A 15,085-nucleotide genomic window follows, 5' to 3' on the forward strand; every position below is an offset into this window, starting at 1 on the left:
CTTGACTTTTAGGTGGCTGCGGCTCGAAAAGGGTTTTCCACACTATCTGTGGATAACCCTGTTCACAACCACTAGAAAACGTCCCACAATCGCCATGAACAGTGACCCAGCCTTAAATTGGTCATTTTTTGATCTAACATAAACCATTGATTTTAAAGACTTTAAGCTAAATCACTGATTCATTAAGACAACACCCGAGAGTTGTACACAACCACTTTCACAAACTTGCAAAAGTGGACAAGTCAAGCACAAAATCACCAAAAAACAGCAGTAATGGGAATGATTCCAAAAAAACAAGAACGCAAAACACAGCAGATGAGAGACCTCACTGCTATCTTCAAATCATGCGCATGAGTGACAATTTGCAGATGCTATGCAAATTTAAAAACTGGGGGATAAACATCCTTGAAGAGCAGGAGGTGGCGTCCCATAGGGGGTTCGAACCCCTGTTACCGCCGTGAAAGGGCGGTGTCCTAGACCACTAGACGAATGGGACGTTTTAACCTGAAATACCGTCTACGTATTCAATAATGAGCGGCGTCATTATTGGTGGAGCCTAGCGGGATCGAACCGCTGACCTCAACACTGCCAGTGTTGCGCTCTCCCAGCTGAGCTAAGGCCCCACATGTCTCGAAGACGGAGCGTATGTTACTGATTACGCCCGCCTTCGTCAAGCCTATTAGATACCGGAAGCACCAATTCTGTTAACAACCAGCAGAATGCGCCTCCTCTGTGCTCTTTAAAGTCCGTTAAAGTGCCCGAAACTCTTTCTCGAAGCGCTTTGCTTGCTTCTTGGAAACACCGCCCAGCACTTCAATGGCACTGCGTAGGCGTGCCCGCGTCACGTCTGATCCCAAAATTGCCATCGCATCCATCACCGAGGTGCTCGACGTACTCCCCGTAATGGCAATAAAGACCGGGGCTAGGAAGGCCTTCATTTTAATATCGAAGTGCTCAGCAAGCACTTTAACCTCGGCTAAGAGCACCTCTTTTGACCAAGCAGGCACTACCTCAAAACGCCACACCAAGAACTGCAGTAGCTTCACTAACTCTTCTTTCTCAAGCTTCACGCTATCAAAGTCGTCTTCCGTTAACGCAGGCAGCCCAGAGAAAAAGTGCCCCGCCAGCGGTATTACCTGGGAAAGCGTTTCAACACGAGGACGTACCTGAGGAAGTATTTGCTTCACATACTCCTCATTGAATGCCCACTCCCGAAGCGCAAGAAGCAGCGCATCGTCATCTAAATCCTCACGAATATAGACGCCGTTCAACCAGGTCAATTTTTCCAAATCAAACACCGGCCCACCTAACGATACCCGCTGAATATCAAATTCAGCCATCATATCTGCCAAGCTAAACTTCTCGCGCTCGTCAGGCATCGACCAGCCCATCCGCCCCAAGTAGTTTGTGACTGCCTGGGGTAGGAAGCCCATCCGACGATAGTAATTAATCGACGTCGGGTTCTTCCGTTTGGAAAGCTTAGATTTATCAGGGTTACGCAGTAGTGGCATATGGCACAGCTGCGGCATTTCCCAACCGAAGTATTCATAAAGCAGTTGATGCTTAGGCGCCGAGTTAATCCACTCTTCACCACGCAGCACGTGGGTGATTTTCATCAGATGATCATCAACCACGTTGGCTAAATGGTAAGTCGGCATGCCATCCGACTTCAGCAGAATTTGCGCATCTACCTGGGCCCATTCAACTTCAATAGTGCCACGTAGCATGTCACGAACGACACAGACTCCTTCACTCGGTACGTTCATACGCACCACATAAGGCCAGCTCTCTTGCTCACGGCGCGCCTGTTCAGCCGGATCAAGCGCCAGGTCAGCAGGCTTTAACGCCAACTGCATGCCGGCTGCCTTTCGCGCTTCACGCAGCTCATCAAGCTCTTCACTAGTGCGGTAACACTTAAATGCATGCCCTGCATCGATCAACTGCTGAGCATACTGCGCATAAATATCCCCTCGCTCGCTCTGACGATAAGGGCCATGAGGGCCACCTACATCCGGGCCTTCATCCCACTCCAGGCCAAGCCAGCGCAAAGAATCAAGAATCATTTGTTCTGATTCAGCAGTAGACCGCACCCGATCAGTATCTTCGATGCGCAGAATAAACTGGCCGCTATGCTGGCGCGCGAAGCAAAGGTTAAAAAGCGCTATGTAGGCAGTGCCTACATGGGGATCACCCGTTGGGGAAGGCGCGATACGAGTACGTACGGTCATCAAGATGTCCTTTTGGCAATAAAGCGTGGCGACATTATACGCACCCTAGATACAACCAACAGTACTCAACAGGGAACGAGTTTGACTTAAAAGCGTCAGATCAATAGCCGCTAAGGCCTTAGATGGGAAGATGCGCGTTAAGGCACAATCGCTTAGTATGGCGCAGTACGTTTAGTTCGCATTCGTGCCTGAAAATGCGTCTCGCATCTTCAAGTATGCTCAAAGCGCCACCTAATGCGGTGGAAGTACATTAAACGAGCTTGTTTGGCTCATCGATAGGAAAATGAAATGGAATCGCTAGGCTCACGTATCAAACAACTGCGGCTTCGGGCCAAGCTCAACAAAGCTGCCCTTGCACGTAAAGTTGGCGTGTCAGATGTCACCATTTCTTACTGGGAGTCTGGTGCGATCAAACAAATCGGCCATGAACGCTTAGTTGCGCTCGCCGATGCTCTTGATTGCTCCTTGGCCACCCTTTTAGAAGGCGACAGCGCACCGCCGCTATTAACCCTGACTCATACTGGCCCCCTCCCCTGGGAACAGGTTCAGGCAACAACAATGACGGTACCTCATCACTTGGCGTTGAACATTGATTGGAAAGCGCCTTGTGTCATGGTTACCCCCAGTGCAGAAACGGATTTTACACCGGTATCAACAGGTGATTTAGTGCTATTAGGTCCTACGCATGTGTTTCACAAGGCGGGGCATTACCTAATTCAGCGTGAAGACAGTTTTGTTATTGAGCACTTCTCCAAAGCGCCCAGTGACATTACGATTCATGCCGTACTATTAGCGCATTGGTCTCCTGCCTAAAGCATCCTTACCTCCCCCAATCCTCAATATCTTCAACCACGTCCACCTGGTCGCGCGTACGTCTTGGTTCACTCCCCACTAAGAAACGCCGCGAGTAGGTGGCCACCTGGCCTAACCCATGGCGCGATTGGCTCACCAGATCTCCTGCTAGATATTCCCCCTGGGAGCCAATTCGTGCCTGCACCACACCAGGCTGAACACTCGCCTCGGAAAGCTGAACACGCACAATATACCCACCATCAGGCAAGCCACTGCCTGAGCCAAAAGGCCCTGTCGCGAACTGCCCATCCATAACAGTCGTACGAGACTGCCAGCGCACGCTGCTAAGCTCACGCTCTACGATCACCTGAATTCTCGACTCATCCGGCAAATTAGTTTCGCCTTCAACCATCAGACGACGATCCGGCCGTAGAGCCGCACGCGTCGACATTGTTACCTCTAAAGGCTCAACCGTCTCTTCGGCCTCTACAGGCTCCGGCGAAGCCGCTGGATTTTCACTGGTTGTTTCAGGCTGAACATCGGCTGGCTCCTCGTCCTGCCCGCCGCAGCCTGCCAGCAGCAAGGTACTCACTAACACTATACTGATACCACTTAGTGTCTTATGCATAGAGACTCCTCGACAACGAAATATCAGCTTACCACTGCCTAGCTCTCATCACATTGAATTAGACCGCAAAATAAGCAAAGTACTGCATGGCCTACAAAACTTATACAAAAACTAATCGCAAATAGCACGACCAACGAAACACATCCCATCATTTCGTCGCTAATCTGCCTGAAATATCAGAATAAAACACTGCACCGACCGACTGCCAGAAACACCGCTAACGCTAGCCAGCGACACGAGGCCGCCTACCTAGCGTCATACACAAACTGAATGACGGTGGTTTCGGGGACTTGCTTTGTACTCAAACCCGCTTTTTGCGTACAATCGCTCGCCAACGACTCCCCCGCTGTTAAGCAACCACGACTGGCTTATACCGCATCGAATGATGCAAGTGATTGATATGACTAAAACAAGCCCAGCAGACGCGGCGCGTCTATTTTCTGTCGCGCCTATGATGGATTGGACAACCCGCGATTATCGCGCGTTTGCACGCACGTTAACCAAGCGGACATTGCTGTACACCGAGATGGTGACCACCGGTGCCATTTTGCACGGGTCGCCGCGTGAGCGCTTTTTGGGTTATAGCGATGTTGAGCATCCGATTGCATTGCAGTTGGGCGGCAGCGATGCGGGCGAGCTTGCCGAGTGCGCGGCCATTGCCGAGGCGTGGGGTTACGACGAGGTCAATCTGAATGTCGGCTGCCCCAGCGACCGAGTGCAGAACAATATGATTGGCGCTTGCTTGATGGGCTACCCCGAAAAAGTGGCGGCGGCAGTGAAAGCCATGCAGGCGGTGGTGTCGATTCCGGTCACGGTGAAATGCCGCATCGGGATTGACGACCAGGATGAAGATGCTGACTTGGCGAGGTTTATTGAGATCGTGGCGGATGCAGGATGCAACGTCTTTACCGTTCACGCGCGTAAGGCCTGGCTGCAGGGTTTGTCGCCTAAACAGAACCGTGATGTGCCGCCTCTGAACTACCCCCGCGTGCACCGTTTGAAGCAAAGTCATCCAGAGCTGCATATTGGCATTAATGGGGGTATCAAAACCCTTGCCGAGTGCAAAGCGCAGCTTGAGCACGTAGATAGCGTGATGGTGGGTCGCGAGGCGTATCAAAACCCATGGCTACTCGCCGAGGTAGATGAGCAGCTGTTTGGTGAAGCGGGGCCTGCACGCACACGCTTGGAGGCGGCTAACGCATTTCGCCCTTATATTCAGCAGCGGTTAGATGAAGGGGCGAAATTAAATCACATTACCCGCCATTTGCTGGGGCTTTTTCAGGGCTGTCCAGGCGGAAGGCGCTTCCGTCGTCACCTGTCGGAACATGCCCATAAAGAGGACGCGGGGCTGCGTCTTTTCGATGAGGCGCTTAGCTTAGTTCGCGAACCCGAGGCAGAGCCAGAAGCGCTGCAACCCACGACCTAGTTGGGCGGTGAGCTGCCTGTTAAACGCCTAGCGGCTCGCTAGGCGCAAACTCTCCTATTGATTGCGAACACCTTGCTCAATGCGTTCACCAACCTCTTGATCAATAGCGCGCCAGTAGTCAAAGGCACGTGCTAACACGGGTTCGGTGACGCCACCAGATAAGTGCCCGACAACGTTCGACACCAAGCGATCACGCTGGGCATCATCCATGACCTGGCGTACCAACGTATGGGCTTGGTTCCAGTCGTCGTCATCCTTTCTTAGCGTATAGGCCGCGCGCACAAACTGCCCGTCCGTCGACCACACGGCATCTTCCGGATAGCGCTGGGCATCAGCTTTCGGCCCGCCTTTGCTATTGGGCGTGTAAACCGGATCGGTGGAGTGCTGGATACGCATGGCGCCGCCCTGGCTGTAGCTATGCACGGGGCATCTGGGCGTATTCACGGGGATATGCCTGTAGTTTACACCTAGGCGTGCCCGGTGAGCGTCTGCATATGAAATAGAGCGCGCCAGCAACATTTTATCCGGCGACAGCCCAGTACCCGGCACCATGTTGTTAGGCTCAAACGCCGCTTGCTCAATTTCGCTATGGAAATCCGTGGGATTACGATCAAGCGTCAGCTTACCAACTTCGATTAATGGGTAATCTTTATGGGACCACACCTTGGTTAAATCGAAGGGGTTAACGCGATACGTTTTGGCATCATTGAACGGCATAATCTGCATCTTGAGCGTCCACGTGGGATAGTCGCCCCGCTTTATGGCTTCATACAAGTCTCGGCGATGATAATCAGCATCGCTCCCCGCCATTTGGTCCGCCTGCTCCTGGGTCATGCATTTGATACCTTGGTCGGTTTTGAAATGATACTTCACCCAAAACCGCTCGCCCTCTGCATTGACCCACATGTACGTATGGCTGGAGTAACCGTTCATATGCCGCCATGTGGCAGGCACCCCACGATCGCCCATCAACCATGCCACTTGGTGGGCTGACTCAGGCGCTAGCGTCCAGAAATCCCACTGCATATCGTGATCGCGCAAGCCATTATCCGCACGGCGTTTTTGCGAGTGGATAAAGTGCTGGAACTTCATTGGGTCGCGTACAAAAAACACGGGGGTATTGTTACCCACCATGTCGAAATTGCCCTCTTCGGTATAAAACTTAATCGAGAAGCCACGCGGGTCGCGCCATGTGTCGGGGCTGCCGCTCTCCCCTGCGACGGTCGAAAAGCGGATCAGTACATCGGTCTTAGTGCCCGGGTGTAGAAACTTGGCTTTGGTGTACTGGCTAACATCTTGGGTCACTTCAAAATGACCAAACGCACCGCTCCCTTTTGCGTGAGGCTGGCGGTCGGGAATCATCTCACGGTTAAACGCTGCCATTTGCTCCATCAAATAGTGATCGTGCATCACAATCGGACCATCTGGACCTACCGAAAGCGCATGCTCGTCACTTGCAACCGGAATACCTGAGTCGTTGGTGGTGGGATACTGGCTATCACTGCTCATTACACTTCCTCCTTGTCACATTCGACATGGCACGGTCTGTGCCACTGGAAAAAGGCCGCTTGCAACAGGCTATATTAATATCAGCTAAAGCGACCACCCCTCAGGTATAGTCAATTCAAGTGCATCGCGCCATCCATAACACGGATTCAATGACCAGTGCGCATGTGCTAGAAAGCATCAGTACGCGGTATCACATCAATACATGGCATCCGACTGGGGCGTCAGGCTTGATTGAAAATTCTCAATCGCTGTTTCAGCTTCTTCAATCTCATCAAAGCGTGCGATGTGATACAGCGCTTCACCTTCGTTCGCTAGTGGCAGGCGGCTCATGCCGATAACAATACCGTCGGCCATGGCCAGCACTTCGCCTTCATCGTTACCAAACGGGTCAGCCACTTTACCAAGCACCTCGCCTTTCGCCACTCGGGCACCTAGGCGCACCTTGGGGCGCAGAATACCGTCGATAGGAGCCCTCGCCCAGCTAGAGCCATTGGCTAGCTCAGCAGGCATTGGTGAGCGGCGGCGCTGTTCGCCTGTCAGCATGCCTAAGCGTCGCATCACGCGCAAAACACCCCGCACGCCGGGGGCAATAGCCCACTCATCAAAGCGTAGTGCCTCGCCTGCTTCATAGGTAAGCACAGGAATACCGCGATTCTGAGCATAGTGACGCAAACTACCTTCACGTAGCTCTGCATTAAGCACAACGGGGGCACCAAACGCATCGGCCATGCGTTCCGTTTCACTACCTGGCTGGAGCTGGGCACGAATCTGAGGGAGGTTAGTCCGGTGAATAGCACCGGTATGCAAGTCGATAATATGCGTGGCGTGATCGACAATTTCGTCACGGAACAGAGCCGCAATACGCCCCCCTAACGAGCCCTTTTCACTGCCTGGGAAACAACGGTTTAAATCGCGCCGGTCCGGCAAGTAACGCGTTTGTTGTAAAAACCCAAAAACGTTGACCACCGGTACTGCAATGAGCGTGCCCCGCAAACTGCTAATCGCCTTAGAACGCAGCAAACGACGAACAATCTCTACCCCATTAATTTCATCACCGTGAATCCCACCACACACCAACATAACCGGCCCGTCTTTACGTCCATGCACCACCTCAACGGTGATATGCAGCTGTGTGTGGGTATATAGGCGTGCCACAGGCACATCAATTTGTAAGCGTTGACCAGGCATTACAGTATGTCCTGCCAGGGTAAAAGGTACTCGCGCCATGCTGACATCCCTATAACGTGCGTAATGACAGTTACGTTTCGAAACAGCGTTTCCAAATAAATCTTATACGCTTTTTAGTGGCAAATAACGAGTTTACTAACCCACGCTATTAACTTGAGTTACTAACCATACAGTTTTGAATGTAAAAAGTGGCGCACATACGATAAAATGTGACTATCCCGTGTCACTTATTTTGAGGTTACGTTTTTTATGGCAAGAAAAACCAAAGCGGAGGCTGCGGCAACTCGCGAAGCGCTGTTGGATGCGGCTGAAGAAGTGTTTTTCGCAAAAGGCGTAGCTCGCACGTCGCTGGAACAAATTGCCCGTCACGCTGACCTGACGCGCGGTGCCGTTTATTGGCATTTTAAAAATAAAGGCGACCTTTTTATGGCATTGGTAGAGCGTGTTCGCATGCCCTTCCAATCATTAATGGAAGAGGTCAACAATGCCGACCCAACCGTCTCCCCATTAGAAGCCATCAGGCTTGCCTGCCATGCAGGCCTAGACCGTTTAGAGCAGCCGTCACATCAGCGCATTTTGTCAATTCTTCTGCATCGCTGTGAGTTCTTTAGCGATATCAATCCGATTCAGATGCAAGATGAGATCGCAGACGAGTGTTTCGATGAAATGCTGTCGGTATTTCAACTGGCTCAGCAGCAGCAGTTGCTACGCAATGATCTCACCCCCGACGTGGCAACGCGGCTTATGCAGGCGGCACTGGGTGGATTATTCCACGATTGGCTACGCAACCCTGAGGCTTTTTCACTGCGCGAGCGTGGTGGTGAATTGATCGATACATTAATCACGATGATGCAACGCTAACCGACCTCGCTGCAACGCAGCAATAGCCCTATACTGAGCGAATCGTCAGCATAGGAATATGTTATGGATGCATTAGAATTTGTTCGTGTCCGCGAACTTGATATCGCTGTTCGTGTTTGGAATCCCGATGCTCCCCGCACGCTGATTGCATGGCACGGCCTTGCTCGCCACGGCGGCGACTTCGAAGCCCTGGCTAATCAGTTAGGCAACGAATGGCGTATTCTTGCGCCGGATACGCCCGGCCGCGGCCTATCCAGTTGGTCACTGTTTCCAGCCCACGATTATCTTTACAGCCACTACATGACCGTGGCGATCGCCGTTTTAGATCACTTCCAGCTAGAACAGGTCGACTGGCTAGGCACGTCCATGGGTGGGTTATTGGGCATGCTATTGGCAGCTGATGAGCAGCATGGGCAGCGATTCTCTCGACTTATCCTTAACGATGTTGGCCCCGAGCTAAATAAAGACGGCCTGCTCGCCCTCTCACGTTATTTTAGTATGACCCACCGCTTTACCAGTTTTTCCGACCTTCGAGAAGAGTTAACACAGCACTATGCAAGCTTTGGAATTACCAGCGATGAAGAGTGGCGAGCATTAGCGCTTGGCAGTGCACGGCGACTACCTGATGGCGGGTGGACCTATCACTTCGACCCTCGCATTGGCGAGCAGTTTATCCATGATACGCCGCGAGACACATGGGCCGATTGGGCGAACATTCGCTGCCCCGTGATGGTGGTTCGTGGCGCCGAATCAACGCTGTTGGATGCCGAAACGCTGCCACGCATGAAAGAGGTGCAACCTGGCCTCGTTACCTATACCGCTCCCGATTGCGGCCATGCCCCTATGTTCAATCGTCCTGATCAAGTAACCCCGCTTCGTCAGTTTCTCGACACGCCGCTGGCCTCTTTCCCAAGCAGGAAACCTACCAAAACCGCAACAGCTTCATACCTCATTGGTCAATGGTTCGTGAAGCAGTGGCGGCGCTTATTTGGTTAGCCTGTTTTGGTTAGTTAACTTTAGCTCTTCAGTCTAATACGGCTAAATGGAATAGCCATTCGAGTGGTGTTTGCGGCGCAAGCGCAATTTATTCAAACGAACGCGCGTATCTAAATATTGCTGTTCAATCACACTGCGATACGCGTCTTCTCCGACAAGATATTTCACTAGCACTCGGCGCTCGCCAAGTTGCGGGCAGTCTCCTTCTTTACAGTGCAACCTAACTACGCTGCTGGGTTCATTTTCTAGTTGAGCAGATGCGTATTCACTACTCTGGCGTTCTGAGACCACCACGGTGGCACCCAATAAGCAACGCTGCTGGAACGGTTGATAGCGATGGAGCGCACGCTGTAATGAGTGGCACATGGCGGCGGCCACCGGAGACGCAACCGCGAATGACATCCACAAAACGAGCACGCCGACAGGCACCCGCAACATACCCAAAGATAACCAGCGAAGGGCTATTAGCTCGATAGCTAGCGAAATGGCACCCGCGAAAAGCACCAAAACGCTTAACGCAAGCGTGGCAGGCACGCCCGCAAAGCCGAGTGACACCAGCGTGCTGGCCATATGATCGTCGCGCAGGCTGTCACGCTCAAACAGCTCCAGCGGCGCAAGCCTGATTAACACCAGCAGCCAGTAGAGCGCTACCAATGCCAACAAAACGGTAAAGACAATCGTTGGAAATTGCAGTGCAGCAGAAACAAGTGATTGCATCATGGCGTGTTCTCCTCCAGACAAAGCCTGGTAGTGTTTTCGCTTGACGTTATCTTTATTAGCACAAGCTAAAAACAGGGGTCTCTTTTAGCGTAGACCACCTTACGCGTTTATGTGATTAGCTATATTGCCCCTGATCATTTACCCACAAAAAAGCGGGCACCATGAAGACATGGTGCCCGCTAGCAGTTGCTAAACAGCGTTACGGCTGGTCGTGACCTAACGCTGCCTGCTCGTTATCACGCCCTTGGTCGGGGTGGCGCTTGTGATAGAGCCAATCAGACACCGTGGCAATCATTGCGTAGAAGCTTGGAATAAACAGGCTTCCTAGTATCGCAACAGAGGCCATACCTACCGCTACGGTGGTCCCTATGTGGTGACTGCTCACATCGCTGGCACCAGTGGCCAGTGCCAACGGCAAGGTCCCGAAGATAAAGGCCAGTGAGGTCATGACGATAGGACGGAAGCGTAATTCCGCTGCGGTAATAGCGGCTTCGCGGATCGACTTACCCTGCTCTTTTCGCTGCAGCTCAGCAAACTCAACGATCAGTATCGCGTTCTTGGCTGCCAGTCCCACGACGACCAGCATCCCAATCTGAACATAAACACTGGTATCTAACCCACGCAGCGCAATCCCTCCAATACCTCCCAGGAAAGCAAATGGCGTAGCAGTCAGCACCGCCAGAGGAAGCGACCAGCTTTCGTATTGCGCCGCCAAGATCAGGAAGACCATAAGAATACCGAACACAATTGCCAGCGTTGCGGTATTGCCAAGGTTAGACTCTTGGTACGCGGTACCTGTCCAGCCCATTCCCCAGTTAGAGCCAAGGGTATCCTGCACCACTTCCTCCATCGCCTGAATAGCTTCAGCCGAACTGAACCCAGGCGCAGCGCCACCTTGGAATTGCGCGCCAGCATACACGCCAAAACGCGAAACCACAGAAGGCCCGACCTGGCGTTCTAGGGTGACAAATTCAGAAAGCGGTATACGCTCGCCATTGCCACCTCGCACATACACATTGCTGACGTCATCGGGTGTCTTACGGAATTCATCCTCATTCTGCAAATAGACCTGGAAGTTGCGGTTTTGGTAACTGAAGAAGTTAACAAAACCATTACCAAAGGTATTTGAGAGAGCCGATGAAATATTCTCCAATGCCACCCCATAACTCAGCGCTTTCTGCTGGTCGATTTCAGCACGGTAAGAAGGCACGTTGACGTTGAAGGTTGAAAAAACGCGGTTTAACGCTGGGTGCTGGTTTGCAGCCCCCATAATTTGCAATGACGCTTCGTAAAGCTCGCGAGGCGATGCACCATCAAACGACTGCAGGTAGCCCGTAAAACCGCCCGTCGTCGAAAGCCCCATGATGGGCGGCACGTTAAATGCCATGGCAGAACCACCATCGATACTGGCGCCTAACTGCATGATTTTTCCAACTAGCTGATCAGCCGTCAGTTCCCGCTCCGCCCAGGGGTGCATATTGACAAACATAATGCCACGCGCGGTATTCACCGCACTTGAAAGGATGTCATAGCCTGCCACCGCCGAGGAGTACTGCACACCTGGGATGTCTTCAATCGCAGCACTCAGCTTGGCCATATAGTTTTGAGTACGATCCAGCGACGCGGCATCGGGGAGCGATACACTGACCAGCACAATTCCTTGATCCGTCTCTGGCACCAACGTAGCTGGCGTATTGATATACAGCCAGTAGGAGCCTACGCCGGTCATCACTGTTAGTGCTAATGCCAACACCCAAAAACGCACTAACTTCTTCACAAACCACATATACACGGCGGTAAAACCGGCAAAAAAGCGGTCAAACAAGCGCAGCGGCGTGGTAATTGCGCGCTTAAACGCCGACTGCTTGGTTTTATGCAGGTTGTGTTTGATGAAGATAGCAGAAAGCGCCGGTGTAAAGGTCAGCGCCATTAACGCAGAGAGCGCCACCGATATCGCCACGGTAATCGCGAACTGCTGATAGATTTGCCCGGTAAAACCACCTAAAAAAGCCACCGGCACAAATACCGCGGCCATAATGAGCGAGGTGGCAATCACCGGGCCACCCACCTCTTTCATCGCGCGAATAGTCGCGTCACGAACAGAGATATCGTCCTCTTCGCTGAGCACGCGCTCGACGTTCTCCACCACCAGTATGGCGTCATCTACCACGATGCCTATCGACAGCACCAAGGCAAACAGGGTTAGCAGGTTGATCGAAAAATCAAACAAGTAGAAGCCAGCAAAGGTGCCGATAACGGATACCGGCACCACCGACATCGCAATCACCGTAAAGCGCCAGTTCTGCAAGAAGATAAACAGAATAACGATAACGATCAGGAACGCTTCGATGAAGGTCTTCAGTACCGTTTCCACCGATGCATCAATGAACAGCGTAGTGTCGTAAGGCGTTACATACTCAAGCCCTGGCGGGAAACGTCCCGACAGCTCCTCCATCGTCGTACGTACTGCCTCCGCTGTTTCTAACGCGTTGGCTCCTGGCTGCTGGTTAATAATAATAGGCGTCATGGTGGCGCCGTTTAAGCGCGCATCGACCCCATAAAACGATGCCCCCAGTTCTATACGCGCCACGTCTTCCAGGCGCAGTGAAGAGCCATCTGGGTTAGTGCGTAGATAAATATTACGGAAGTCGTCAGTATCTGATAAACGCCCACCCGCGGTAATCGTATACGTGTAGGCGCGCGGTTCACTTTGCGGTGTTGCGGCTAAGTTACCTGCTGGAATTTCAGTATTTTGCGCGCGAATGGCGCTGGCCACCTCACTGGGCGTAAGGTCGTACTGAGCTAGCTTGTCGGGATCCATCCAAATACGCATGGCGAACTCACCGCCACCTAGCACTTCCGCATTCCCGACGCCCGGCACTTGGCGCAGTTCGTCAAGAATGTTAAGCGTGGCGTAGTTCTGCATATAAACGTTGTTGTAATCGCCACTCGGTGACGTCAACGCCACCAGCATCAGAATTGAATCTGAACGAAGCGAGACACTAACCCCTTGGGACTGCACCGCTTCGGGCAGCCGTGAAAGTGCTCCTTGAACCCGATTGTTCACGTTGATGGTGTTAATATCACCGTCAGTGCCAATATTAAACGCCACGCTCAAGCTCATAAGACCGTTATCGGCGCTATTTGAGGTCATGTATAGCATGTCCTCAACGCCGTTAATGGCTTCCGCAAGCGGTGCAGCCACCGTTTGCGCGACGGTTTCAGCATCAGCCCCTGGGAACTGAGCCTGTACTGAAACAGTAGGAGGCACCACGCTGGGATACTGCTCAATCGGCAGTATTCGCATGGCCATTGTGCCGACCAGCGTCAGGATAATCGCCAGCACCGTGGCGAAAATCGGACGACTGATAAAGAAGTTAGAGAAACTCATTATGGTGCGCCCTCTTCCTCTTCATCTGCCGGCAGATCACCAGCACCTTCCGTCATTTCGGCAGCCGCTTCAGCCTGTTCCTGCTGCTCTTGGGCATCTGCTTCTTCAACGTCGTCAACGATGGCTTCTGCATTGCCATCAAAAGCAACGGGATCAATCACAACTCCAGGCTCAATACCTGCTGGGTCACCTACGATAACGCGCTCACCTTCTTCCAAACCATCAACAATGATTTGCCAAGGGCCAGCGACATCGCCTAGCTGGATGTTGCGCTCACGTGCCTTGTTCTCTTCGTCCAGCACAAACACCCGCGGCCCCATCAGCCCTTGAGTGACAGCAATCTCGGGCACAGCGATAACATCGAAGCGCTTCAAGCCATCTAAACGCACACGCACAAACTGTCCGGGCAAGATCGCACCATCTGGATTCGCAAACGTTGCCGCCGCCTGAACAGTACTGGTTCCCATGTCCACACGAGAACTGAGATAGTTCAGTTGCCCTTCAAGCTCGGAACCACTGCCACCACTCACACCCGGCACGCTAAGACGAGCGGTAATCGCGGACATATCGCCAACGTTTTGAAGCTGACGACGCAGCTCGAACGCATCGCGTTGAGGTAACTGGAAACGCACCTCAAGGGGGTCAAGCGGGGTAATGGTCGCAAGTTCGGTTCCTGACGTAACCAAGTTACCAATATTGATTTGGCTTAAACCAATCATGCCTGAGACAGGAGCAGTAACGCGGGAGTAACCAAGATCGAGATTAGCGCTGGTTAACGCCGCCTCTGCCTGAGCAACGCGCGCCTGTGCGACACGCTGATCAGCCAGCGCTTGATCGTATTGCTGTCGGCTAACGGAGTTTTGGCTTAGCAACTGTTCGAAACGCTGAGCGTCACGCTGAGCTCGGGACATTTCAGCACGGGCGCTCTGTAAGTCAGCCTCACGCTGATTAACCGTTGCCTGATAAAGGTCAGGTTCAATGGTGTATAGCCGGTCGCCTCGTTCAACCAACTGCCCTGGCTCAAAATGACGCTCTTCCAGAAAACCATTTACCCTTGCCACCAGCGTTACTTCGCTATCACTACGCAGTAGCGATGGGTACGATTTATCCAGCGGTATATCCTGCCGAGCAATATCCGCCACTTCGACCGAATGAGGGGGCGCTTCCTGTTGCTCGGCCTGCTGTGTCTCAGGCTGCTCCTGACCGCAAGCCGCTAACGCCAATGCAGCTATCAGCGCCATTAGACTCGCTCTACCTGAGTGAATCGTCTTCTTCATACATCGGTTTCCCATTACTCTTTTTCACATTGACGGATAGCAACACAGCACTGTACTGGCCTAGCGTTT

At 52.5% G+C, this 15,085-nt stretch carries 11 protein-coding genes and 2 tRNA genes; 4 read left to right on the plus strand and 9 right to left on the minus strand.

Going from position 1 to position 15,085, the window contains the following annotated elements; genetic code table 11:
* Positions 1-420: 420 nt before the first annotated feature.
* The 3 genes from HZS79_RS07710 to gltX all read right to left on the minus strand — a co-directional run bounded on the left by HZS79_RS07710 (position 421) and on the right by gltX (position 2,228).
* Positions 421-496: transfer RNA gene (locus HZS79_RS07710), tRNA-Glu, on the minus strand.
* A 51-nt stretch (positions 497-547) separates the two neighbouring features.
* A tRNA-Ala gene (locus HZS79_RS07715) sits at positions 548-623 on the minus strand.
* Positions 624-749: 126 nt separating this feature from the next.
* Positions 750-2,228 carry a glutamate--tRNA ligase gene (gene gltX, locus HZS79_RS07720; RefSeq protein WP_179927499.1) on the minus strand — a complete coding sequence of 493 codons (1,479 nt, stop codon included), beginning with the start codon at positions 2,226-2,228 and terminating at the stop codon, positions 750-752.
* Between the two features lie 288 nt (positions 2,229-2,516).
* Between gltX and HZS79_RS07725 the strand changes: the two genes are divergently transcribed.
* Positions 2,517-3,041 carry a helix-turn-helix domain-containing protein gene (locus tag HZS79_RS07725; protein WP_162218615.1) on the plus strand — a complete coding sequence of 175 codons (525 nt, stop codon included), beginning with the start codon at positions 2,517-2,519 and terminating at the stop codon, positions 3,039-3,041.
* A gap of 7 nt (positions 3,042-3,048) precedes the next feature.
* Here the strand turns inward: HZS79_RS07725 and HZS79_RS07730 are convergent, their stop codons facing one another.
* Positions 3,049-3,648, minus strand: a complete 600-nt coding sequence (locus HZS79_RS07730; RefSeq protein ID WP_162218616.1) for a hypothetical protein — start codon at positions 3,646-3,648, stop codon at positions 3,049-3,051.
* 400 nt (positions 3,649-4,048) lie between these two features.
* On the opposite strand from HZS79_RS07730, the gene dusA reads away from it, so the two are divergent.
* Positions 4,049-5,074, plus strand: coding sequence for a tRNA dihydrouridine(20/20a) synthase DusA (gene dusA, locus HZS79_RS07735; protein ID WP_162219502.1), 1,026 nt, complete (start codon positions 4,049-4,051; stop codon positions 5,072-5,074).
* A 54-nt stretch (positions 5,075-5,128) separates the two neighbouring features.
* Here the strand turns inward: dusA and HZS79_RS07740 are convergent, their stop codons facing one another.
* Together HZS79_RS07740 and HZS79_RS07745 are read right to left on the minus strand one after the other, a co-directional pair.
* Complete coding sequence (locus HZS79_RS07740) at positions 5,129-6,583, minus strand: catalase (RefSeq protein WP_179927500.1); 1,455 nt, start codon at positions 6,581-6,583, stop codon at positions 5,129-5,131.
* Positions 6,584-6,778: 195 nt separating this feature from the next.
* Positions 6,779-7,810 carry a succinylglutamate desuccinylase/aspartoacylase family protein gene (locus HZS79_RS07745; RefSeq protein WP_179927501.1) on the minus strand — a complete coding sequence of 344 codons (1,032 nt, stop codon included), beginning with the start codon at positions 7,808-7,810 and terminating at the stop codon, positions 6,779-6,781.
* A gap of 210 nt (positions 7,811-8,020) precedes the next feature.
* Here HZS79_RS07745 and HZS79_RS07750 point away from each other — a divergent pair, with 210 nt between their 5' ends.
* Positions 8,021-8,632, plus strand: coding sequence for a TetR family transcriptional regulator (locus tag HZS79_RS07750; RefSeq protein ID WP_162219499.1), 612 nt, complete (start codon positions 8,021-8,023; stop codon positions 8,630-8,632).
* 63 nt (positions 8,633-8,695) lie between these two features.
* Positions 8,696-9,628 carry an alpha/beta fold hydrolase gene (locus HZS79_RS07755; RefSeq protein WP_162219498.1) on the plus strand — a complete coding sequence of 311 codons (933 nt, stop codon included), beginning with the start codon at positions 8,696-8,698 and terminating at the stop codon, positions 9,626-9,628.
* Between the two features lie 42 nt (positions 9,629-9,670).
* Here the strand turns inward: HZS79_RS07755 and HZS79_RS07760 are convergent, their stop codons facing one another.
* From HZS79_RS07760 to HZS79_RS07770, 3 genes are all read right to left on the minus strand, one after another.
* Positions 9,671-10,345, minus strand: a complete 675-nt coding sequence (locus tag HZS79_RS07760) for a hypothetical protein (RefSeq protein WP_179927556.1) — start codon at positions 10,343-10,345, stop codon at positions 9,671-9,673.
* Between the two features lie 202 nt (positions 10,346-10,547).
* Positions 10,548-13,739 carry an efflux RND transporter permease subunit gene (locus tag HZS79_RS07765; RefSeq protein ID WP_179927502.1) on the minus strand — a complete coding sequence of 1,064 codons (3,192 nt, stop codon included), beginning with the start codon at positions 13,737-13,739 and terminating at the stop codon, positions 10,548-10,550.
* The gene (locus HZS79_RS07770) at positions 13,739-15,016 is read right to left on the minus strand and encodes an efflux RND transporter periplasmic adaptor subunit (protein WP_179927503.1); all 1,278 of its coding nucleotides are present in this window, start codon (positions 15,014-15,016) and stop codon (positions 13,739-13,741) included. Before HZS79_RS07770 ends, HZS79_RS07765 begins: the two co-directional genes overlap by 1 nt.
* Positions 15,017-15,085 lie beyond the last annotated feature (69 nt).

It is taken from the genome of Vreelandella zhaodongensis (assembly GCF_013415115.1).
Classification (GTDB): domain Bacteria; phylum Pseudomonadota; class Gammaproteobacteria; order Pseudomonadales; family Halomonadaceae; genus Vreelandella; species Vreelandella zhaodongensis.

Bases quoted from the DNA above. Each gene is read 5' to 3' on its own strand.
- HZS79_RS07765 (WP_179927502.1), bottom strand. From the start codon at position 13,739: ATGAGTTTCTCTAACTTCTTTATCAGTCGTCCGATTTTCGCCACGGTG.
- HZS79_RS07755 (WP_162219498.1), top strand. From the start codon at position 8,696: ATGGATGCATTAGAATTTGTTCGTGTCCGCGAACTTGATATCGCTGTT.
- HZS79_RS07770 (WP_179927503.1), bottom strand. From the start codon at position 15,016: ATGAAGAAGACGATTCACTCAGGTAGAGCGAGTCTAATGGCGCTGATA.
- HZS79_RS07745 (WP_179927501.1), bottom strand. From the start codon at position 7,810: ATGGCGCGAGTACCTTTTACCCTGGCAGGACATACTGTAATGCCTGGT.
- HZS79_RS07760 (WP_179927556.1), bottom strand. From the start codon at position 10,345: ATGCAATCACTTGTTTCTGCTGCACTGCAATTTCCAACGATTGTCTTT.
- gltX (WP_179927499.1), bottom strand. From the start codon at position 2,228: ATGACCGTACGTACTCGTATCGCGCCTTCCCCAACGGGTGATCCCCAT.
- HZS79_RS07740 (WP_179927500.1), bottom strand. From the start codon at position 6,583: ATGAGCAGTGATAGCCAGTATCCCACCACCAACGACTCAGGTATTCCG.
- HZS79_RS07730 (WP_162218616.1), bottom strand. From the start codon at position 3,648: ATGCATAAGACACTAAGTGGTATCAGTATAGTGTTAGTGAGTACCTTG.
- HZS79_RS07750 (WP_162219499.1), top strand. From the start codon at position 8,021: ATGGCAAGAAAAACCAAAGCGGAGGCTGCGGCAACTCGCGAAGCGCTG.
- HZS79_RS07725 (WP_162218615.1), top strand. From the start codon at position 2,517: ATGGAATCGCTAGGCTCACGTATCAAACAACTGCGGCTTCGGGCCAAG.
- dusA (WP_162219502.1), top strand. From the start codon at position 4,049: ATGACTAAAACAAGCCCAGCAGACGCGGCGCGTCTATTTTCTGTCGCG.